Source organism: Leptospira dzoumogneensis (assembly GCF_004770895.1).
Classification (GTDB): Bacteria; Spirochaetota; Leptospiria; order Leptospirales; family Leptospiraceae; genus Leptospira_B; species Leptospira_B dzoumogneensis.
Genome location: NZ_RQHS01000018.1, coordinates 146254 through 167494, shown reverse-complemented (window position 1 = coordinate 167494; position 21241 = coordinate 146254). Strand labels below are relative to the sequence as shown.

At 40.6% G+C, this 21241-nt stretch carries 18 protein-coding genes; 11 read left to right on the top strand and 7 right to left on the bottom strand.

Features of this window, described 5'->3' with window-relative positions:
- Positions 1-2: 2 nt before the first annotated feature.
- Complete coding sequence (locus tag EHR06_RS11690; RefSeq protein ID WP_135757165.1) at positions 3-3620, bottom strand: tryptophan 2,3-dioxygenase; 3618 nt, start codon at positions 3618-3620, stop codon at positions 3-5.
- A 438-nt stretch (positions 3621-4058) separates the two neighbouring features.
- On the opposite strand from EHR06_RS11690, the gene EHR06_RS11685 reads away from it, so the two are divergent.
- The 5 genes from EHR06_RS11685 (at position 4059) to EHR06_RS11665 (ending at position 9785) form a co-directional block, all read left to right on the top strand.
- Positions 4059-5201, top strand: coding sequence for an AraC family transcriptional regulator (locus tag EHR06_RS11685; RefSeq protein ID WP_135757164.1), 1143 nt, complete (start codon positions 4059-4061; stop codon positions 5199-5201).
- Between the two features lie 157 nt (positions 5202-5358).
- On the top strand, positions 5359-6429 hold the full coding sequence (locus EHR06_RS11680) for a fatty acid desaturase (RefSeq protein ID WP_135757163.1): 1071 nt from the start codon (positions 5359-5361) through the stop codon (positions 6427-6429).
- A gap of 145 nt (positions 6430-6574) precedes the next feature.
- A complete protein-coding gene (locus EHR06_RS11675; protein WP_135757162.1) occupies positions 6575-7441 on the top strand; it encodes a DMT family transporter in 867 nt (288 codons plus the stop codon).
- A 4-nt stretch (positions 7442-7445) separates the two neighbouring features.
- Complete coding sequence (locus EHR06_RS11670; RefSeq protein WP_135757161.1) at positions 7446-9137, top strand: glycosyl hydrolase family 67; 1692 nt, start codon at positions 7446-7448, stop codon at positions 9135-9137.
- 42 nt (positions 9138-9179) lie between these two features.
- Positions 9180-9785 carry an MORN repeat-containing protein gene (locus EHR06_RS11665; protein ID WP_135757160.1) on the top strand — a complete coding sequence of 202 codons (606 nt, stop codon included), beginning with the start codon at positions 9180-9182 and terminating at the stop codon, positions 9783-9785.
- Positions 9786-9850: 65 nt separating this feature from the next.
- Here EHR06_RS11665 and lsa20 read toward each other — a convergent pair whose 3' ends face one another.
- On the bottom strand, positions 9851-10432 hold the full coding sequence (lsa20, locus tag EHR06_RS11660; RefSeq protein WP_135757159.1) for an LIC11469 family lipoprotein adhesin Lsa20: 582 nt from the start codon (positions 10430-10432) through the stop codon (positions 9851-9853).
- A 3-nt stretch (positions 10433-10435) separates the two neighbouring features.
- The gene (locus tag EHR06_RS11655; RefSeq protein ID WP_135757158.1) at positions 10436-11911 is read right to left on the bottom strand and encodes a discoidin domain-containing protein; all 1476 of its coding nucleotides are present in this window, start codon (positions 11909-11911) and stop codon (positions 10436-10438) included.
- A 179-nt stretch (positions 11912-12090) separates the two neighbouring features.
- Between EHR06_RS11655 and EHR06_RS11650 the strand changes: the two genes are divergently transcribed.
- Both EHR06_RS11650 and EHR06_RS11645 read left to right on the top strand, forming a co-directional pair.
- Entirely contained in the window at positions 12091-12522 is a 432-nt protein-coding gene (locus tag EHR06_RS11650) for an Rrf2 family transcriptional regulator (protein WP_100723285.1), read from the top strand.
- A 132-nt stretch (positions 12523-12654) separates the two neighbouring features.
- Positions 12655-13656, top strand: coding sequence for an alpha/beta hydrolase (locus tag EHR06_RS11645; RefSeq protein ID WP_135757157.1), 1002 nt, complete (start codon positions 12655-12657; stop codon positions 13654-13656).
- A gap of 19 nt (positions 13657-13675) precedes the next feature.
- Here the strand turns inward: EHR06_RS11645 and EHR06_RS11640 are convergent, their stop codons facing one another.
- Positions 13676-14575 carry a LysR family transcriptional regulator gene (locus EHR06_RS11640; protein WP_135757156.1) on the bottom strand — a complete coding sequence of 300 codons (900 nt, stop codon included), beginning with the start codon at positions 14573-14575 and terminating at the stop codon, positions 13676-13678.
- Between the two features lie 92 nt (positions 14576-14667).
- On the opposite strand from EHR06_RS11640, the gene leuC reads away from it, so the two are divergent.
- The 3 genes from leuC to EHR06_RS11625 all read left to right on the top strand — a co-directional run bounded on the left by leuC (position 14668) and on the right by EHR06_RS11625 (position 17730).
- On the top strand, positions 14668-16071 hold the full coding sequence (gene leuC, locus EHR06_RS11635; RefSeq protein ID WP_135757155.1) for a 3-isopropylmalate dehydratase large subunit: 1404 nt from the start codon (positions 14668-14670) through the stop codon (positions 16069-16071).
- On the top strand, positions 16068-16694 hold the full coding sequence (gene leuD / locus EHR06_RS11630) for a 3-isopropylmalate dehydratase small subunit (RefSeq protein ID WP_135757154.1): 627 nt from the start codon (positions 16068-16070) through the stop codon (positions 16692-16694). Before leuC ends, leuD begins: the two co-directional genes overlap by 4 nt.
- 127 nt (positions 16695-16821) lie before the next feature.
- Positions 16822-17730: a lysophospholipid acyltransferase family protein gene (locus tag EHR06_RS11625; RefSeq protein WP_135757153.1), complete on the top strand. Its 909-nt coding sequence runs from the start codon at positions 16822-16824 to the stop codon at positions 17728-17730.
- 66 nt (positions 17731-17796) lie between these two features.
- On the opposite strand, the gene EHR06_RS11620 is transcribed toward EHR06_RS11625, so the two are convergent.
- Positions 17797-18063: a hypothetical protein gene (locus tag EHR06_RS11620; RefSeq protein WP_135757152.1), complete on the bottom strand. Its 267-nt coding sequence runs from the start codon at positions 18061-18063 to the stop codon at positions 17797-17799.
- 144 nt (positions 18064-18207) lie between these two features.
- Positions 18208-19014: an enoyl-CoA hydratase-related protein gene (locus tag EHR06_RS11615; protein WP_208757785.1), complete on the bottom strand. Its 807-nt coding sequence runs from the start codon at positions 19012-19014 to the stop codon at positions 18208-18210.
- Between the two features lie 277 nt (positions 19015-19291).
- On the opposite strand from EHR06_RS11615, the gene EHR06_RS11610 reads away from it, so the two are divergent.
- On the top strand, positions 19292-19600 hold the full coding sequence (locus EHR06_RS11610; protein WP_100706146.1) for a hypothetical protein: 309 nt from the start codon (positions 19292-19294) through the stop codon (positions 19598-19600).
- A gap of 111 nt (positions 19601-19711) precedes the next feature.
- On the opposite strand, the gene EHR06_RS11605 is transcribed toward EHR06_RS11610, so the two are convergent.
- Positions 19712-21127, bottom strand: coding sequence for an OmpP1/FadL family transporter (locus tag EHR06_RS11605; protein WP_135757150.1), 1416 nt, complete (start codon positions 21125-21127; stop codon positions 19712-19714).
- Positions 21128-21241: the final 114 nt, after the last annotated feature.

Here is a 21241-nt window from a genome sequence, read left to right as displayed (position 1 = left end):
TCTCACCGGGTGAATACCGTAACGAACCTATCCCAATAGGTGTCCGAGTTTTCATCTTCGTTAAATCTGTCGTAGAATACGAACCCATCCGGGAATTGTTTTTTACCCGTTGAAGCAAGATCCGCAAAAATACCCATCAACACTCCTGCCGTATAGATCAGTGAGCTTTCGTCTTCTCTTTGTGTTTGTATCATATCCGACATCAAAAGTCTTTTGGCGTCTTTGAATATGGATTTGAGTGAATACGGACTTCTCATATCCGTTTCTAAATAAGAGTAGAATTCACCTGTCTTAACTATTCCCATCAACACTCCCACGGTGCTTCTTCCGTAAGGAGCGGAGACTTGCGCCAAGTCGGCAGTATCTACACTTAATAAATTCGTAATTAAGTAATCTTGTGTATTGGTATTATCAAGAACAAGTCCGCCCAAAAGATCCACAACAGCCGTAAGCTGAGCGTTTGTAGGGACATTGTCTATGATCATATCCATAGAAAAATCCAAGGTAGAGATAAGACTATATACTGAATCCGGATCGAAATAATCTCGGATACGGACTGCCCATACTCCTAACCTATCCCATTCCGGATCGTAAATATTCGTAACCCTTGAATCAGGGAAAGTGGCAACCATATCTCGGATCTCACCCAGATAGGCTTGAAGATTAAATTGGATCGGAGTAGGACTTTCGTTCGAAAGTTTAATCTCACCCATCAGATCTGCGATCGCCTGAAAAGTAATTTGAGCTCCGCTTGCTCTTTCCGGTTTTCCCATTTCGGCCAGCATTTGCACGAAAGTGCTTAAAAGATCCGTTCTTGAAATGAGATTCAAAAGACCGTCTTGGTATCTTCTTTCATTCTCTGCGAGGACGGAAAGTGGAGAACGTACCGGTTTACTTGTTACCGGATCTAAATAACGGAAAAAATATTCCTCTTCAGTGGAGGAGTTACTTCGAATATCGGAATCTACATTGACTATTTTCACAACATCGATCGTAGTCCCCGGAGTACTTGATGAAGGATCTTGGATACGAGCGAGTAGCGGCCTAGTTAAAGCAGCACTCAGTCCTGTTAAAATTTGGAACGGGTTTTTATTCAAACTTGGGCTTGCTTGGTCGTCCAGAGACCATGCAAGAGAAAGTATCAAAGGTAGAAGTCTATTTCTTTGTTCCCAAGATTCATCTACCGATTTTCCATATAGAGCGACATTCGGCCCGGATGGTAAAATTTTGTCAGGAGTCAAAAAGGACAATCTTTCCATCACAGCAAAGTTTGCCGCAATCACCTGAGGTAGAACTCCGTATCCGTCCGGATCCGGATAGAAGATACTATAAACGGAAGCATCTCCTAAACTATTGAATGTAAGAGAACCGGTTCCACTTGTACCATAATCCCAGGCTTCCAAATAGAACATACTATCGCCAGGAATATCGGAATAGTTTTCTTGTAAGATCGGAACTCCTGGAACTTTAAAATTAGGTTGAGAAGGACCTGCACATCCCGGTTTCAGGAATGTATTTTTCTCTCTCCAGATCGCATTTTTCGTTTCCCCACAAACAGTGCTGGTAGCGTCCAAAACCGGTCTTGCGCTCATTAGACCGGTCAAACCATTTGCTACCACAGTTACGAAAGCCGCCATTTTATAAGGAACTCCCGTTCCCAAAGAAGCGCGAAGCGGGATCACAGCAACCATACGTTTTTCATGAAGAAGCCACTGGAAGTTCTTATAGATCGCTTCTTCGTCTGTGTTTACGGCTCTTTCCGTAGCATTATCTTTTGCAATTTCCCAAACTGGAATGCTCCATCCCCTTGCACCGGAAGCATTTGCCCCTGCAGCAACCGGAGTGAAAGAGTTATTGGCTACGACCGCATTTGTTTCTCTTCCTCCAGGACCTACCCATTTACAGATTGTTCCACCTGTGCAGGAACCGCTTCCTGTATTGGATACTTTGATCCTATATTCAGAAGTATTCCAAGATTCCTTATAGATCTGATCTACACCATTCGAGTCTTTATAAAGTTTTCCATCGATCGTATATACGTTTCCATTCGAATCAGTGCGGTTTTTATTATAATACGGCCCACCACCGGATACCAAAATTGTCCGGATCAATTTCATGATAAAAGGAATTGTTTTAGTATAAACCGGATCGTTCGCAGCAGGAATAATGCTTGGATCCGGAGCCTCCAGCAAGGTTAAAGTGGGGGTATTCAATCCTATTATCAAAGGAGAAGGTGTACTTGCGTCCCCGTTTTTATAAACGGCTCCGTCATTAGCACTTTGTTTCATGAATTCTTTAATCCCGATCGATCCGGTCATAGTAGAATTCATGGAGTAAATACTATCACCTACGGTAAGCACTCCGCCTGTCATCGGTCCGCCGTTCGAACCATCCGTTTCTAATGCTTTTGTTCCGTTACTATTAAGATCTGCCCAACGATATCCGTATACGTCCGACAAAGTGAGAATGAACATTAGCGATTCAAGAGCAGTGACCGGACTGCTAGTAATATTTGCAGGATTAGATCTGTCCAGACCGTTCGCATCCAATCGGACTAGCTCTCTTAAAGAGTTATCAACCCCGGTTATACTAGAAGAAAAATCGAACTTTGCAAAGTTCTTCGCCATTTCCAAGGAAAGAAGAACATTAGGATCTGCTGTAAAGTTTCCACCCTTCCCAAGCATTGGTCTTAAATAACGGAATGATTCGGATAAGATCGCTCCTAACTCAGCCGGATATGTGGCATCTCTATAATCCGCAAAGGTTGGATCGGAATATAAAGTATAATCATCGTTCCCCGGATCGGAGTCTCCGTCAGGATTCGCAGCAGTATAATAATTTTCTAAATTAACTACTAAGTTTTTCAGAACGGTTTCAGAAGACTTAGCGTCGCTAAAACCCGCTCTTTGGCGAAACGACTTTCCTACCGCGGAAATCATCTGGATCAATTTTTCTTTCATTACTCTATCAGCAATAAGAGAAGGATCGACCATTCCTTGTAAAAGACCTTTGATTGCCTGTTTCGCATTCGCGTTTCGGTTGATTGCCTTGTCTAGCACATCTTCCAATTCCACAAAAAGGATCTTAATTTCAGGATCTTTTAATATTGCAGAAACCTCTTTAAACTTGGTTTCCATAACTTCTTTGGAATACGTAGTATACATGTATTTCAAAGCAGTCTGGCTAAGCGGAGCCATATTACGAAGTACAGGTTTACGATAATTGCGTAATGCTTCCAACCAAGGTTGAAGTGTATCGAATGCGTTATTCGGTGCGTTCTCTATACGATCCAAAAGAGAATGAACTCTGACAAGAGACTGACGCACATGAGCTTCCGGTTTAAGAAGAAGATCTCCGGAAACTCTTAAGAATCCTACGATATCCTCTCTGTAAGGAATAGTCATAGAGGACTCTAATTTAAGATTGAAATGAATAGGTTCTAAACTTTGGAAACCTGATTTGATGGAAGGATAATCATCGAACAAATTAAAAAGGCGAATTCCCTTATAATCGATATTATCGTAAAAAGTATCCGCGCTTGATTTCTCACCACCTGCCTGACAGCCCATCCCCAGAGCCAAACAAAGCGAGAAAAGAATGTGTGCTTTCTTTATATTCATATCTATTAGCTTATCCTAACAGTTTCTTTCCAAGTGTGGACAGCATAGCGATCGCTACATAAAGCGGGCTTATATCAGGCTTATATTTCCCAGGCATTTGAAAAAAAATAAGCGAGACTCTATAAAAAGTTTCCGGATGATTTTTCTGTATTTTTAAAATAACAATTGTTATTCAATATAGGTCTTTTCGATTGGAGGTCTCAATCTATCTTTTGAGACTTCGATTTTGTCCATTCGAATTAAAACTATATTACAAAAAACGAAACTACCTTTCTATCCCTTGGGAGATAGGTTAAATTAAACGATCGTTTTATAAAATTTATTCTAGATTTTGTTCTAACTTGTAGAAGTGACTACAAAATTCATCTCAGTAGGAACGGCTCCGAATCCAAAACGGAATCCTTGACAACTTGCTCAGTTTTTTTCATTCTCCCTGCCATGCCTCCAGACTCAATGGGAAGTCATAGTTACTACAATCCGGGGACTTGGTTCCAGATCCTTTGGGCAATCACCCAATTCGGAACTGCACTCGGAATTCTAATGTCTCTTGGGCAGCTTGTTATGGAGAATAAGTCAGCTCTAAACAGGCTTTTGGCCCTGATTTTCCTGATTTTGGGCTTAATACAAGGCAGTTTCCTACTATTAGTTTCCGGTCTATATATAGAATTTCCCAGGATTTCACTGATCCAATTCCCTCTAATCGCATCCGTAGGTCCCATCCTATTCGGAATTCATAGCGTGAGCCAGGATAGAGATTCGGAAGATATCTCCTATTTAGGACTTCCGAAAAAACATCTGATCCTGCCCGGTCTTGTATGGATCGTATATTTCCTGGCAGTGTCCCTTCTTCCCCAAGAATGGATCTTAGAAAAGATCTCCGCTTTCCTGAAAGAAACCGGCTGGAACGAGGGGGAGATCCTACTTTCTTCTCCTATCCTGATCCTGATCTTTTATATATTTCTGATCCTAAAAGGAAGTTCCGACCTGCTTCGGTGGGAGGTACTACAAGAAGAATGGACCGCCAGGATCTTGGCGTTCATGGTAATTTCTACATTCATAAATCTTGGATTCGGTGCGGTTTACTTGTCCAGCAAGTCGCCTGTTTTCCTTCTTGCATGCTCTGCAATGATGGGGGTAAGCCTTTGTCTCGCCTATCTGATCGGGCACAAACGACCTGCATTCTTCCAAGTTCTCCAAGAAGTAAGCCAGGCAACCAGACAAAAATATGCGCGCTCCCTGCTCTCCGGAGTGAATAGACATGCACTCAGAGACAGTTTGACCCAGCTCATGGAAAAAGAAAAATTATACAGGGACGAAAAGCTTGGGCTCGCAGATCTCGCAGACGAACTTGCGCTTTCCACTCACCAGGTTTCCGAGCTGATCAACCAGGAATTGGGAAAAAATTTCTCCGCATTTGTGAATGATTATAGGATCAAAGAAGCTTGCGAACTTCTACAAAAAGAACCGGAAAGATCCATCTTGGACATCGCATTCGAAGTTGGATTCGCGACAAAGTCATCATTTCATAGAGCATTCCAAAAACACACAGGCAAAACTCCTTCCGAATTCAGAGGAAGTTGATCAGTTTGGCACCAAACTAACCAAGCGTATCGACAGCAGATTAGTAAAAATTTATAGATTGGGACAAATTCGGCAGTTGCATTCGATCAATTGAGACGACTGTTTCCAAAAATTTCCGTAAGATATGGACAACCGAAAACAAATACGGAGGAAACCGATGATCGCCATTGCAGAAAGAGCGACCGCTCAGGTTCCAACCAAACTTTATACTAGATTGTCCCAAAAGGAAAAAAGTAAGAAGATCATGAAATGGATCCGATTCAGGGACAGAAAACTACGTGGTAAATTCGAATTCTTAAAACACCAAGATGAATTAGGTCTTGCGATTACCTTAGGTTCCGCTGCGGGCATGATACTGTTTGCAGGACTTTATATCGCAGGGATCATTCCTGCTTGGGCATGTATCGTAGCCAACGGAGTGCTTGCCTCCATTCTTCACGAAGTCGAACACGACTTAATCCATAATTTATATTATAAGGATAATCTAAAGATCCAAAACTTCATGTTTTGGACGGTTTGGATCTTCCGCGGTAACACAGTGAGCCCTTGGTATAGAAGAATGATCCATACTCTTCATCATAAGGTATCCGGCCATAAAGAAGATATAGAAGAACGTCTCATCGGGAACGGAATGAAATTCGGACTAAAACGTTTTATCACTATGATGGACGGGAATATGTCCTTCTTATTCCAATCTCACACCCTACGCAGAGAGGCCCCTAAGTTTAAAAGAAGTGAGATCACTCGCTCCAGTTGGCCTTACCTTGTGATCTATTTTCATCTCTGGTATAATTTTTTATTCATTAATCTTTTCTATATCGGAAATGAATTGTTGGGAAAACCTGTAGAAGTCCCGGCTTGGTTGGATACTGTCCGCCATCTATTGAATATTTCAGCAGTGGTTTATACCATCCCGAATTGGATCAGACAAACCAGCATCCAAGTCGTTTCTTCTAATATGCATTATTATGGAGATGTGAAAGGACTTCATGAGCAAACTCAAGTGCTGAATCGTTGGTTCTTATTTCCTCTCCATCTATTCTGTTTTAATTTCGGAAGCACTCATGGGATCCATCACTTCGTAGTGAATCAGCCTTTTTATCTCAGACAAGCGGTGGCACCTTTTGTTCACCCTGCTATGAAACGTTATGGGATCAGATTTAATGATTTCGGAAGTATTTTCAGGGGAAATCGTTTGGGTAAAGAGCAAGCCCTAACAGCGGCTTAAAGAATACATTCCTCTTTGGTATGGGATCCGGGTGAAAGCCCGGATCCTTCTTCTTATCTTGATTATTACAAATCATAGAAATCATTTATAGCGCAAAAGTAATTTCTTTCCGTTCCAAATAGGCATCGGAAATTAGTCCTGCCAGATGCAGGAAAACAGACTTAGAACCTATCTTGAATTCCAAGTTTCCCAAATTTTGATCAGTGGAAACGTATTATTCGCTCAGGTTCTTTCTTATTCCCCTTCTCTAATCACCTGGGGAAGAACATTATTCGCGGCAACCCTACTCGGCTCCGTTCTTTGGTTTAGGAAAAGACCATTCTTCTTCCCCACTAAAAAAGAAAATTGGATCTCATTTTCTTTAGGTGTACTTTTAGCATTTCATTGGGTTACTTTTTTTGCTTCTGCACAAGAAGCTACAATTGCCGTGGCGGTGCTTACACTATTCACTCATCCTGTATGGACAGTATTGCTTGAACCTTTATTCTTTCCTTCTAAGATCAGGAGTTTGGATCTAGGACTCGCAGTCTTAGTTCTATTTGGAATGTGGATACTCGTCCCAAGTTTTGATCTAGAAAATAAATATCTTTTGGGAGTGGTCCTTGGACTTGCATCTTCCTGGGCAATGGCATTCCGGAATATTCTCACTAAAAAATATCTTTCGGGTCATGGATCCACACAAGTCATGTTCCACCAAGTCACCGTTACATGTTTGGTCTTGAGTCCGGTTTTATTATTCGAGGATCTATTCATCACTCCTCAAGATTGGGGATTGATCGTTCTTTTAGGAGTATTTTTCACTGCAGTAGGACATACATTCTATATCAAATCCGTCTTCAAGATGAAGGTGAAAACGGCAGGATTATTATCCACGGTGCAGCCCGTATATTCTGCAATTCTAGCTTGGGCGATCTTACATGAGGTTCCCAGAAAAGAAGAATTTATAGGCGGGACTCTGATCTTATTTGCCGCTGCTCTAGAATCTTTTAGATACAGAAAAAAAACGGAGTAGAAGAATGCTTTCTCTCGTAGATGGATCTGCTCCTTTCTTTCTGGAATCCAAAGAAAAACACCAAAATTGGTCCAAGGCCCCTCTGGCTCATTTAGAGAAGTCATCTCTTCCTTCTAAGAAAAAACATAAAAGAGTCAGAGAATCCTTTTATAGATATACTAAAAGAATTTCTAAATTAGGATTTAACGCTATCAGTTTGGATGAACTGTGTTATCTCTCGGAAAGAGATTTTTACCCTGAAGATCTAAAACGTAAAATCGCATCCTATCGTAAAAAGTATAAAAAACTATTTAAGATCGCTTCTTCCCAGGATCTGAAAGTATTTATCACCAGCGATTTTTTCTCCATCAATGATTCTATTCTGGAACATACAGGTGAAAATCTGGATAAGATCATCCAACTTTTTAAAAAATCTTTAGAAGATCTATTTTCCAGTTTTTCGGAAATTTCCGGAATTGTTCTTAGGATCGGTGAATCGGACGGAGTAGATGTAACGGGAGATTTTAGAAGTAAACTTCTTCTTAAAAACCCTAAACAGGCAAACTCATTCCTAAAACAAATCCTACCCGTTTTCGAAAAATATAATAAAACATTAATATTCAGGACTTGGACATTAGGAGCCTATGAAATTGGGGACTTGATCTGGAATCCTAAAACATATCGTAAAGTATTTCAGAACATCAAAAGTAAATCACTGATCATTTCCTTAAAATATGGAGAAGGTGATTTTTTCAGATATCTTCCTATCAATCCGTTATTTTTCGAAGACGATAGACCTAAACTTCTGGAATTACAAGCCAGAAGAGAATACGAAGGTTTCGGGGAATATCCAAGCTTTGTAGGATGGATGTATGAAAAATACAGATCGGAACTTTTAGGAAAAGCGAATATAGCAGGGATCAGTGTTTGGACGCAAACCGGAGGATGGTCCTCCTTCAAAAATATCACATTTTTAAAAGGTTCTTCTTATTGGAATGAATTGAATACATTCGTTTCCGTTCAGTTGTTCACAAAACCGGAAAGAAGTTTAGAAGAGATACTGAATAAATTTTACGGCAAAAAGAATGCGGATCTATTTTTAGAATTTTTGCAATTAAGTGAAAATTTGATCTTACATCTTTTATACGATCCCGGGTTTGCCGGACAAAGTTTTTATATGCATCGTGTTCGGATCCCCCCGATTCTTCATATCACCTGGGACAAGATCACGGTTTCAGACCCTTTTCGGTCCTTATATTCTTACTTAAATCCGAATCCAAAAGAGTCTGTCCGATTAGGAGAAGAGGCGTTTGCATATCTGCCTCGAATGAAAAAAATTTCTGAAAAACTGGACCTTCCCTATGATTCCCAATTCCAGAAAAAGACATTCAAGCTCATTCTAAACGCAAGAAAACTACTCTACTCCGAAAATCCTTCTCTATTAGCCGAATCCAAAAGGCTTGCAAAAGAGTATCATAAGAAATATCCAAAAACGTTTCGCTTCCAATTCCAGGCCTCCAAGTCCAAACCTTCCTGGTTTTTAGGATTGATACTGAAATTATTTTTAAGGAATAGAAGCAGCTATCGACTACGTGACAAAATCTTATTTCATCCGGTTTTGCGTAAGATCTACTATCTGGTATTTTTAGGGATCAAAAACAAACTTCCCGATTTTATCAACCGCCAGGGGATGCCGGTCCGAGAATTATTACAGTGAAATCGGATTGACGAAACTAAGTTTAGGGTCGAAAATTTTACCATGGCTCGAATTTTCACAGGTTCCCTGATTTCCATTTTCGCATTTTTTATAATATTCAACTGTTCTTCCTCGGAAACCAAGGATACTTCCCAATCTTCTAATAATGCAAGCGCTAGTTCGTCCAGACCAGAAGGTTCAAATTCTGCTTCTAATAGATCCATGAATTCTGACCAAGAAAGTGAAGATGGTCGTTGCGAATCGGGCGACTGTGAGAACGGCACAGGCACCTATGTATATTCTACAGGAGATATATATACCGGCGGATTCAGTAGTGGAATGAGAGAAGGTAAAGGCAAATTCGTTTACAAAAACGGAGACAAGTTCGAAGGAATTTATGTAAACGACCTGAAAGAAGGAGATGGAATGTATTTCTGGTCCAACGGAACCGTGATCCGAGGAAATTTCGCAAAAGGGATCATTAAAGGTTCCGGAAAAGTTACATTCACTGACGGAAGCGTTTTAGTAACGGAATTTACCGACTCCAGCAATTCCAATCCTGGACCTTATACCAAAAAAGACGGAACAGAAACGGAATGTTATCTGGAAAATAAGGTTTTGGTTTGTGTAAAACCGGATCCTGCAGCAGCTCCTAAAACCCAGCAATAATCGGCGCCCAGTGCGGCATCCTTATAATTACTTTAAAATATTCTAATATTATTTAAAACACATTCTCATTCATCCGAATGGGAATGTGTTCCTGAATTACTCCATTCTTTTGCCTGGCTTGGATCCACTCTCACCAAAGTATGAGTGATCTGGAACGGATCACTTGCCCAGTTCGGCATTGTGCGGATCTCTACGATCCTATACCAAACAGAACCTGGTTCCACTTGGAATAAATGGTTCACACAAAGACATTTGAATTTAAAACCAAAACCGAATTCGGGCGGATTCACAGAATGAGGCGCAGCGAAGAAATACAATTTCTCCTTCGTTTCATTCTTATATACTAAAGCAAACTTTCTGGTTTCTCCCGGACCCAAAACTAATTTCGAATCTTCTATCAGACTGGAAACCGGAGCCAGGCTTAAGTCCGAAACCGTATTTGTATCCCAGAGCTGTACCGGCCTCTGGGAAGCCAGTTCGTAAATTTTCATTTCTCCGGGGAAACCCTTATAGATCCAATCTATACGGACCGGAACTCCCCCCTTTTTCCCGGATAAATTCAGGGAAAAAGAAGGATCAGAACTTTTTTCCTTTTCGCAGGAGAACAAACTCAAAACGAAAAGAAGAAGTAAAACTTTTCTAAACAAGGTTTATTCCTGAACCAATTCCAAAGTAGCAAATTGGAAAACTTTCCCAGGATTTTCATTCTTTATGAAAAGTTTATTTCCGGACTTGCGGAGAAGTATCTGTTCTTGGAAAATTTTCTCTCCATTTTCGGAATCCTGGCTATTATTACAGTCTCTTCCGCAGCCATTACAATCCCCTCCGTAATAATCTTCGTTATATTCTCTTTGGCTCATTTTTCTGACCAGACCGAATATACGAAGTTTCAAACCGTCCGGCTTAGCTTCTTTTACTTCATAATTTCCTAATGCAAAGAAACTTTTATTGATCTGTCCATCCCCGTCCGCTTCAGTCGTATTTCCTTCGAAGAAAAGGCTTCCGTCAGATCTTAAACGTAAAGTCCAGTTAGAAGAAATAAGACCTGCTTCAGGAGCCTGTTCTTCTCCGGTAGATGCCTCTGCAGCAGCTTCGGTAGTTTGTGCAGGTTGTTCCACGTTTGTATTGGAAGAAGTAGGAATGTCTCCGGTGTATTCTCCTCCCACATAACTCCAGTTCAGAACATTATCTATATTAGCCGCGGAGAATTGGAAAAAGTTATTTTTTGCGATCTTCTTCACTTGTTCCATCGGATTCGGCAGGATCCAATCATCTCCGTCCGAAAAACGGACCTCGCTGATCACAAGTCCTTTATAATCTTTTCCCGTATAAATAGAATCTACTTTAAGTTTTAATTTTTTACCTTCGAAAGTTTTGGAGAACTGGATGGTCTGAGGCCCCATGATATCCGCTACTTCTATCTTTTCTTCAAAACCATTATCACCTGTAAGAGTTGCCGTTTTTAATCTTCCGTTTGTCTGGCAATGTCTGTCCGATCTTTGGTAGCCGTTCCAGATCTTGATGGATTTTATTTTTTGAGTTTCTTTAAAGTCGAAATCCAGAGTCACTCCCGGACCTTTTTTATCGGAAGCCCAAGCATATTCGTATCTGGAATCGAATAAGTTCATCACATCATAAGAAAGATTCGGTTTCGCGGTTTCGGATGCGGTTACGGAAGCTTCTACCACCTTTGGGCCCTTCCATTTCATCCTGGAACCTTTGTCGTCGAAAAAGTTCACTTTTTGAACGCATAGATTTGCATTTCTGTGAAAGTTAAAAGTCACTGAACGAGTACTTTTAGGCGCGTCAAAGGTAACTGCGGCGGTAGATCCTGTGGATAATTCCTGACTATATTCATCAAAATTAATATAGGCGGTGATAGGATCGGAGAAGTCCCCGTTGCAGGATTCTACTTCTATCTTGGATAATAAGAAGGTCTCATCCGGATAAAAATGAAGTTTAACGAATTTGGCACCTTCTTCCGGTCTCCATTTTTTTCCGTCCAAGATCTCGAATGGCAGACCGCTATCCATAGAAGTGGCAGTTATCATGGAAACAGGTAGTTTTTTACCGCAGTGAAAAAAGAACAATGCCCCTAATAATAGAGTCGAATATTTAGCGAACATAGGATTGCCTCCGAGAAATTGCAGAAATCAGAAATATATTTCTTAAACCAGGGGAAAACGAAAAAATAGACCCAAATTTGTTTTTTATTCCCTGGCAAGAGACTTCCCAGATATTTCGATCGTCTGAAAATATGATTGGCGAATCCGAAACATCGTCCATTATCAACTAAGAGGGAAAGATGTCGATTCCGAGCAGATATTCCATTGCAATCCATATTCTTTCCTTGATCGACAGGGATGGAGAAGAAGCCAGTTCCTCTCAAATTATGGCGGATAGTATTGGAACAAATCCGGTTGTAGTCCGAAACCTATTGGGAAAATTAAAAAAAGCAGGCCTCGTGGTTTCCAAACAAGGTGTGGCGGGTGCCAAACTTGCCAAATCTCCTGAGGAGATCCAACTTTTACAGATCTATAAGGCAGTGGAAACGGAGGCTCCTCTATTCTCCATCCATGACAAACCGAACCCTAAATGCCCTGTGGGTAAAAAGATCCAAACCACTTTAACCGGGATTTTCCAAGAGGCCCAATCCGCTCTGGAAGCAAAGTTAGGTGAGTTCCATCTTTCGGATGTGCTTTTCCAATTGGATTCGGAAAAGAAAAAAAGAGCATAAACACCGCTCATTAATGAAGAACCCGGTCTAAATCATAATATTTCTTCCAACAAAAGTCCTTGCCTCAAAATAAAGGGTTCCTAATATCCTTTTCGTCGCTCATTTCAATCCGCAAAATAATTGGAGAGAAGGATGAAAAAAATATTCAAACGGGTTTCGATCGGCCTAGGTGCTGTGCTTATCGCCTATTTGGGGATCTATTACGCTACATTTCCCAAATATGAATTCCACCCAAAGGCGGACTTAACTCAAAGTTTCGATTCGTTCTATAAAACTAAATTAGAAGAGACCAAATCACTTCACGGTAGGCCAGGCTCGGAAGAAAAACTGATCCGCTATTCTCCAGGTAAAACGGAATATACAATTCTATACATACATGGTTTCGGCGCGTCCCGCGCAGAAGGAGAAGAAACTGTAGATAAAATTTCCGCCTCTCTCAAGGCGAATACTTACTACTTAAGACTTCCAGGTCACGGAACCAATAACGAAGATCATAGAGACACTCCTTTCACCGAATACCTGCGCGTAGCGGAAGAAACTCTATTAATGATGGATAAATTAGGAAATCAAACTATACTTATGGGAACAAGTATGGGCGGTTTGATCTCGGTTTATTTGGCGGGAAAATATCCGGATAAGATCAAGGATCTGGTATTATTCTCCCCATTTTTCGATTTTGCGGTTCCACTTGCTAAAATATTCTTTTATCCGGGTGGAATGACATTCGGAGAAACGGTGCAAGGAAAGATCAGAAAATCCCCTCCTAAAACTCCGGATGACGGAATTGGAGAACAATATTACGAACATTGGTATAAGGATCAATATTTATCCGCTATCCAACACGTAAGTAATGCAACTAAGTTCGTTCTAAGCCAGCATAGTTTTGAGAAGATCAAAGTCCCTACTCTATTAGTATATTATTATAAGGACAAAGATCATCAGGACAAAACGGCGAGCGTAGATGCAATGCTGAAAGGTTTTGATAAAATAGGCGGAGATAATCCGAATCCTTTAAATACAAAGGCTCAAATAGAAGAAGGAAGCCATGTTCTGACTTCCAAACATGTATTCTCCGATAAGGAGAAGGTCCAAAAAGAAGTTTTGGATTTTTTACATAAAACCGGAGTAAAATAAGTTGTTCACCTTCTTCCTTTCAAAAGGAAGAAGGTTCTCTCTCAGATCCCCATTTTTGAGAGGATCTTAAAATTTCCTCCGCAAGTAAAGCAAGTCCCGGTCCTGATTTTTTGCGGTAACAAAGATAAAATTTCCTTTCTACATTCCATTCTTCGAAATGTATTTTTTTGAGTTTAGGACCGATAGAATATTCGGATAAAAAACCGATCCCGAGTCCTGCTTCTAAGGATTTAATGACTGATTCTACACTTCTAAGTTCCATTGCGATCTTAGGACCGAATTCTTTGGAGAATGATTTTATTCTCTTCTCCACTGCTTTCCTAAGTGCTGAACCCGGATGGAATAATACATAGGATTGTTTTTTCAGATCTTCTATTCTAATTTTCTTTTTTAGAAAGATTGGATGATCTTTTGCAGCAACAGGAAAGATCCGATCAGATAAAAATTCCAGAATATTCAGACTCGGTTCCGAGATAGGACCGGTCAAGATCCCCAGGTCTACTTCTCCCTTTAATACCGAGTCTCTGGTTTCCTGGGCATCTCCTTCTCTTACGGAAAGGGAAAGTCCCGGTCTTTTTTTTAGGATCTCTTTTAAGATCTGAGGCAGGATCCAAGCGGATACTGTTCCACCTGCGGAGATGGAATAATTTCCTTTTAGTTCATTTTCCTTGGAAAAACCATCTTGGATCTCTTCCCATAATTCTTTCATCCGGATGGAATACTGGTAAAATCTTTCTCCTTCGTGAGTGAGTCTAACCGACCTTCCCCCTCTTTCCAAAACGCTAACACCTAATTCTTTTTCCAAAAGATAGATCTGCTTGGAGAGAGCGGGCTGCGTTAACCCCAAACGGGAAGCTGCCTTTTGGAATGTTCCCGATTCCGAAATTTCCAGAAAATAAACGATCTGTCTGAATTCCATAGGAACATATAACTTTTAGTTATATGTTTTATAAAACCAATTTATTTGCATTATATCAGTAAATTTGATACCTTCTTTAACAAGAGGGAAATATGGGACAAACTTTATACGACAAAATTTGGGAAAGCCATCGGATCTCGGAGAATTCCGATTCTGAATCCATTTTATATGTGGACCGTCATATTCTTCATGAAGTGACTTCCGCTCAGGCATTCGAAGGTTTAAGAACAAAGAATAGAAATGTAAGAAGGACGGATCTTACTTTCGGAGTTGTGGACCATAATGTTTCCACAAGGGATCGTAAGAATAGAGATGCGGCAGGTCCTGTCTCCAGATTGCAAATAGATACAATGGAAAAAAACTGCAGAGACTTCGGAGTTCGTTTATTCGGACCGGAAGATCCTGAACAAGGTATCGTGCATGTATTGGGTCCCGAGTTAGGATTTACCATCCCCGGTTCCGTAATCGTATGCGGAGATTCTCATACTGCGACTCATGGAGCATTCGGTGCATTGGCATTCGGAATAGGAACAAGCGAAGTGGAACATGTGCTTGCCACCCAAACTTTAAAACAGGCCAAAACAAAATCCATGTTGGTACGTTTTGCAGGTAAACCCGGTTTTGGGATCACTGCTAAAGACGTGGTATTAGAACTTATTTCCAAGATCGGGACCTCAGGTGGAAGAGGATTCACCATGGAATATTCGGGAGAATGGATCAGTTCCCTTTCTATGGAAGGAAGAATGACTCTTTGTAATATGAGTATCGAAGCGGGAGCAAGAGCAAGTTTGATCGCACCTGACCGGATCACATTCGATTATTTGAAAGATAGAAAGCTGATCCCTAAAGGAGAAAATTTCGATAAAGCTGTGGAATATTGGAAAACATTCTTCACGGATAAAGATGCAGTCTACGATGAGATTATAGAATTAGATATTTCTAAAATAGAACCTCAGGTTACCTGGGGAACAAATCCTTCTCAATCTTTATCCATCGGAGGTGTTGTTCCGGATCCGGAAGAATTCAAGGATACACGAGCAAAAGAAACCGCTCGGAACGCGTTGGAGTATATGGGCTTAAAACCCGGAACTCCAATCTCAGAGATCAAAATTGATAAGGTATTCATAGGCTCCTGTACGAATTCAAGGATAGAAGACTTGAGATCCGCTGCGGATATTGCTAAAGGAAAAAAAGTCCATCCTGGTGTCCAGGCATTGGTGGTGCCAGGTTCCGGTTCCGTAAAACGTCAGGCGGAATTGGAAGGTTTAGATAAAATTTTCAAAGAGGCAGGATTCGAATGGAGGGAACCCGGTTGTTCTCTTTGCCTTGCAATGAACGACGATGTATTACAACCGGGGGAAAGATGCGCTTCTACTTCTAACCGTAATTTTGAAGGAAGGCAAGGTAGAGGTGGAAGAACTCATTTGGTCAGTCCTTCTATGGCAGCGGCTGCGGCGGTAACCGGAAAATTTTCAGATGTGAGGAAAATGGCATGAGCTCAAAAATTTGGACAATACATACGGGAGTCCCGGTCTCTATCCCAAGAGAGGATATTGATACGGACCAAATACTTCCTAAACAATTCATGAAATTGATAGACAAGAAAGGTTTCGGAAAACATTTATTTCATGACTGGAGATATTCGGATTTAGAAGGAAATATTCAAAATCCTGAATTCATTTTGAACAAAGAAGGATTTAAGAATGCGAGTGTTCTTGTGGCTGGAAAAAATTTCGGCTGCGGTTCCAGTAGAGAACATGCGCCTTGGGCTCTTGCGGATTTCGGATTTAGAGCGATTTTGGCTCCTTCTTTCGCGGATATATTCTCTATCAATTCCGCTAAGAACGGGATCGCATTAGTTCGTCTGAAAGAAGAAGAGATCTTTTATCTAAATGAATGGGTTTCTAATAATCCCGGATCACAGATTAGGATCGATCTTGAAAATTTGGAAGTGCAAGCGGGAGACAGGACCTTCTTCTTTCATTTGGATCCTGCTTCCGTAAATCGGATCCGAGAAGGTTTAGATGATATAGATATCACTCTAAAAAATGAAAAAGAGATCTTGGATTTCGAACAAAAACGCAAAACGGAAAAACCGTTTTTGGAAGTACATTGGTGACCTTCTCTCCAAAATTTTCGTAACGGTGCTCTGCACAATAGATCTTAAAAAACCTTTTATTAGCTGGAAAAGAATTCGGGGAAAATTAATATGTTCGTCATTCTTTCGCTTCTAAAAGGAACCTAGAGTGAGTTTAACAGAATCCATTCATGATAAGATCACAACACCTATAGTTAAAATCCCGGATTCGGCGCTAAAAACCGGGATCTACGACTTAACCAAGGAAGAGCTGGGACGCAGGATCGAACTAAGAGATGGAGTGAGCTTGAGATATATCACTCCTTCTAATCGGAGAAGATGGCTCTTAGATCGGATCCTATTCGGTTCCGATCTTACATTTTTATACGGATACTTCCGACAGATCATGATCGCAAGACAGAATGCTCTAAAAGGAAAGTTTTTCGATCCACGTTGGATAGAATTATCCGGAGGGATCCTGGATCTGATCGAAGGCTGCCAAGGCAAATTCCAAATTGAAAATTTAGAGAATGTTGTCTCTCCTAAGGGGCCTGTGGTTTTTGCAGGAAACCATATGAGTGTTTTGGAAACTTTCGTATTTTCCTATTTTTTAGTGCCTCATAGAAGACTTACCTATGTAGTTAAAGAAAGTTTAATAAAGGGTTATTTCGGCCCTATTATGAGAAGCAGGGACCCGATCGCAGTAGGACGGGACAATCCAAGAGAGGACCTAGTCAAGGTATTGGAAGAAGGCGCGAATCTTCTGAAAAAAGGAGTATCTATCGTAGTATTTCCTCAAAGCACAAGAACTAGAACTTTTAATCCTGCTGAATTTAATTCTATCGCGGTCAAACTTGCTTCCAGAGCGGGAGTTCCTGTGGTTCCCTTTGCGATCAAAACCGACTTTTGGGAGAATGGTAAGGTTTGGAAGGATCTAGGAAGCCTTTATAGGGACAGAAAGATCCATATGAAGTTCGGTCCAGAGATAGACACTAAGGATTCTAAAAAAGCACAGGCTGCACTTTTGGATTATGTATTAACTAATTTAAAAGAATGGAATGTAGAAATTCTTTCCTAGCAAAAATGAAATGAAAAGCGGATCAAGCGACTAACCCTGATCCGCTTTTTATACTGGGGAGAAGGTTTAGTAACCTCCCCCGCCTCCTCCACTTCCCCCGCCGTAACCGCAGGCACCGACTGCCAATAGATATTGGGAAGAACATGCAGTATTTGCATATCCTGGGTTTTCGTTAGAGCAGGTTAAATATAATGCAGCTGCTGCATTACAATTTTTCTTGTCGCTCTTATCGTTTCCTCCGGTTCCGTATAGATCGTTATACGCATCACAATTTACAAAACCAAGCGAAGATAAAACCAATAGTAAGATCAAAATCCTTTTTTTAGTTCGCATAAACATTCTCCATATTATGGCGGATAATTTTTTCTAAGAATATCCGATCGATAAGGAACCGCAATGGTTTTAGGATTAGATCACTATTCTTCGGAACCAACAATACAATTTCGGAAATAGAGAATGTACTGAACTTGTTTTATTTTAACGAAACCAGAAACGATCTCCATCTAGGAAACGTTTTACACCTTCTTTGGTACTTTTGCTTTCCATTACAGGAAAAGTATTTCTAGCCTCTACGGTTAACGCTTCTTGTAAAGGGAGATTCCAACCTTCTAAGGCTGAATTTAGATCTGCGAACATTGCATCTCTGGGTTGTTTACAAAGTTGAGTGGCATAAGAAAAAGCTCTTTCTAAACCTTTTCCTTTTTTTACGAGTTCCCATACTAAACCTAATTGGTATGCCCTCTCTGCACGGATCCTCTGTCCTGTAAGTATCAATGGTAATGCAGATCCCCAACCGAGTAATCTGGGAAGATACACAGTTCCTCCATCTACTAGAGGAACTCCCCATCTTCTACAAGCAACAGAGAAAATTGCCTGAGGTTCTGCGATACGTATATGGCCATGGCAGAATAATTCCAAACCGCCTGCGTACGTATAACCGTGTGATACAGTGATCACCGGTTTTTTTTGGACGATCCTGGATCCTCCTAAGGGACCCGGATCATTCTTAGCGTATTCTTCTCTTTCTTCCTTGTTTAAATATACATTTGCAAGTTTGTCCAAACCGGAAAGATCTGCGCCGGAACAAAATGCCTTATCTCCTGCTCCATGCAAAACGGCTACAGTAAGTTCCTGATCTTTTTGGAAAGTTTTCCATGCTTCTACAAATAGATCCGCCATCTCCTTATTCACCGCATTGTGAACCTCGGGACGATTCATTGTGATCTGGAAAATTTTACCTCCAGGAACATCATGGATATTTGTGATTAATGGAAGATCTGACATGCCAATATAAGAAAGTAGATCTATAATTCTGGAAGAACTTTTTGATAATACGAAAACTTACGTTTTTGCAGGAATTCCAACCTTATAGTAGGTTCTTGATCCTATTTAAGAATTAAATATCCGTTTTCATTTGATTTCTTTGAATTCGGTGAAATTTCGATTTTTGGAATATTCGATTTATTTTCAAAATAAGCCGAATCGGGTTGCTCCTTCGTTCAAAAAGATCTACACTTAAGGAATGGATAATAGAAGCCAGAAGTCGGACCAAAAGTACCGAATGAGAACCCAACCGGGCGGCGTCGTGATTCATTCAAGAGCTCAGCCCCAGAAACCAATCAAATATAGAACAGGAAAACCGGAAGAGGAAGAAATAGCCTCCTTTTGGGTATTTTATCTTTTCCTATTTATAGGATCGTTAATCCCGATCGTAGGAGTATTCCCTGCGTTTATACTGTTCTCGTTTGCGAAAAATAAGTTTTTTAAATTTCTACCGCTTGTTTTGAGTATATTAACCAGCAGTTATGCTCTTTATGTAAGAGCACATTCAGGTTCCGTATTCCAACAGCTTAGAAATTTCGTCTACTAAGCAGAAAAACTTACAAGGACTTAAATTCTTCCCCAGAAAGGATCAATAAGTCCAAACAGCTTTATCTTTCTTTTAAAAGCCGGCAAAACCGGCTCCTATTGGCCTATCATATCAATCGAAAGACTTCACGGCCCCAATACTAAAGGATGGAATTCCCGCTCTTGCGTTGTAAGAATAACCCGTCAAGTTCGCGTTACCCACGCTTCCCACAGCATGAGAAAGGTCCCAGTCAGTTCCCTTCCCACCTTCTATCGTTTTTCTAGGAATATTATAACTTACCGCCAGATCCAGACTCCAACTATCGAATAGATAACTGAAACCTGCGGAAACAATATCCGTAAGAGAGAAAAATCCTCCGGTAGTCCCTCCTAAAGCATTACTTTTAACTAATGGAGAATTATAAGAGTATCCTCCTCTTAGTATCCAGGAAGAAGAAGCCTTATACTCTACCCCTAAAATAACTGCCCATTGGTCCCTGAAATTCAAATGTGCATCCGCAGAACCGGTCTTTCCTAAAGGAGTAGGAAGCCATGGATCTTCCAAGGTTTGGTTTGCTTTTCTTAAATAAGAACCGTAGTTGGTATACACGAAATCCAATGCGAATTTCAGATTTTCAGGTCCGAAAGCAAAACCCAAAACATGTTTTTCAGGCAAATCGAAAGTATAAGAAACTCCTGTCTTACGGTAATAATTCGGATCGTTTGTACCAATACTATATCCGCCATTCAAAGGAATTCCTACATGAGATTGGTATGCGTATGCAATTCGGAAAGAATCTGAAAAAGAATAATTAGCTCCTAAAATCCCTCCTAATGCAAAGGCGTTTTTGGAACTCTCATAATAATAACCTTGGCCGGGGATCTCTATATTGCCCGTAATATCGTAATATTTTTGATTTAATTTTTGGGTTCCATAAGCGAGTTCCACACTTCCGCCCAAAGATAAATTCCCGAACTTAACAGAAAGTCCGTTTACCAATTTAAAAACCGCGAACGTATTCGAATTGGATTCTTTGATCTGTTTCGAATTTCCGAGCGGTCCGGGTAAATTTACATCCGCCCATTGGTTCACCGATTCTCCAGTCGGAGTATTCCTTGTGATCTTATCCACTCCTCCGGAAGCTCCTCCAGGAACATAGAATGTAATTCCATAATTGATAGTTTCAGTAACAGGAAGTTTAAAGGCTATATAAGGGCCTGGGCCTACAACGTTAGTCGACTTATCATTCTCATAAACAAGCTCCGGGTTTGGATCTTGAAAACGGTCCCTGTATCTGTTTTGGATGAGAGAAGCACCCAAACCGAATTCCAATTTTTTACCTTTGACCAAAGATAAATTTGCAGGATTTAAAGCAACGTCCACCGGGGAGCCTCCGAGTGCGTAGCCGGCTCCTGCAAGACCTAAATATCTGGAATTGATCGCGTTGAAGTATAACCCATCGACCGCCAAAACTTCTCCGCTTCCAAAAACGAATAGTAAGAATATTATAAAAACCGAATACTTATTTCGGACAAAACCTCTCTGCATTTCTGTTCCTCCCTTGGACCCTGAATAATCAAAAGTCTCCGAAGGAGTTCCGTCATAGCACTCAAAAAATCCAATAAAACGAATTCAAATACCGGAAAGAGATGAATATATTAG

What these genes read in the sequence shown, in the direction of transcription:
- EHR06_RS11605 (WP_135757150.1), bottom strand. Translation starts at nt 21,127, where the DNA reads ATGCAGAGAGGTTTTGTCCGAAATAAGTATTCGGTTTTTATAATATTC.
- EHR06_RS11655 (WP_135757158.1), bottom strand. Translation starts at nt 11,911, where the DNA reads ATGTTCGCTAAATATTCGACTCTATTATTAGGGGCATTGTTCTTTTTT.
- EHR06_RS11640 (WP_135757156.1), bottom strand. Translation starts at nt 14,575, where the DNA reads ATGGAATTCAGACAGATCGTTTATTTTCTGGAAATTTCGGAATCGGGA.
- EHR06_RS11650 (WP_100723285.1), top strand. Translation starts at nt 12,091, where the DNA reads ATGTCGATTCCGAGCAGATATTCCATTGCAATCCATATTCTTTCCTTG.
- EHR06_RS11685 (WP_135757164.1), top strand. Translation starts at nt 4,059, where the DNA reads ATGCCTCCAGACTCAATGGGAAGTCATAGTTACTACAATCCGGGGACT.
- EHR06_RS11610 (WP_100706146.1), top strand. Translation starts at nt 19,292, where the DNA reads ATGAGAACCCAACCGGGCGGCGTCGTGATTCATTCAAGAGCTCAGCCC.
- EHR06_RS11690 (WP_135757165.1), bottom strand. Translation starts at nt 3,620, where the DNA reads ATGAATATAAAGAAAGCACACATTCTTTTCTCGCTTTGTTTGGCTCTG.
- EHR06_RS11680 (WP_135757163.1), top strand. Translation starts at nt 5,359, where the DNA reads ATGATCGCCATTGCAGAAAGAGCGACCGCTCAGGTTCCAACCAAACTT.
- EHR06_RS11645 (WP_135757157.1), top strand. Translation starts at nt 12,655, where the DNA reads ATGAAAAAAATATTCAAACGGGTTTCGATCGGCCTAGGTGCTGTGCTT.
- EHR06_RS11670 (WP_135757161.1), top strand. Translation starts at nt 7,446, where the DNA reads ATGCTTTCTCTCGTAGATGGATCTGCTCCTTTCTTTCTGGAATCCAAA.
- EHR06_RS11675 (WP_135757162.1), top strand. Translation starts at nt 6,575, where the DNA reads ATGCAGGAAAACAGACTTAGAACCTATCTTGAATTCCAAGTTTCCCAA.
- EHR06_RS11620 (WP_135757152.1), bottom strand. Translation starts at nt 18,063, where the DNA reads ATGCGAACTAAAAAAAGGATTTTGATCTTACTATTGGTTTTATCTTCG.
- EHR06_RS11665 (WP_135757160.1), top strand. Translation starts at nt 9,180, where the DNA reads ATGGCTCGAATTTTCACAGGTTCCCTGATTTCCATTTTCGCATTTTTT.
- leuD (WP_135757154.1), top strand. Translation starts at nt 16,068, where the DNA reads ATGAGCTCAAAAATTTGGACAATACATACGGGAGTCCCGGTCTCTATC.
- leuC (WP_135757155.1), top strand. Translation starts at nt 14,668, where the DNA reads ATGGGACAAACTTTATACGACAAAATTTGGGAAAGCCATCGGATCTCG.
- EHR06_RS11615 (WP_208757785.1), bottom strand. Translation starts at nt 19,014, where the DNA reads ATGTCAGATCTTCCATTAATCACAAATATCCATGATGTTCCTGGAGGT.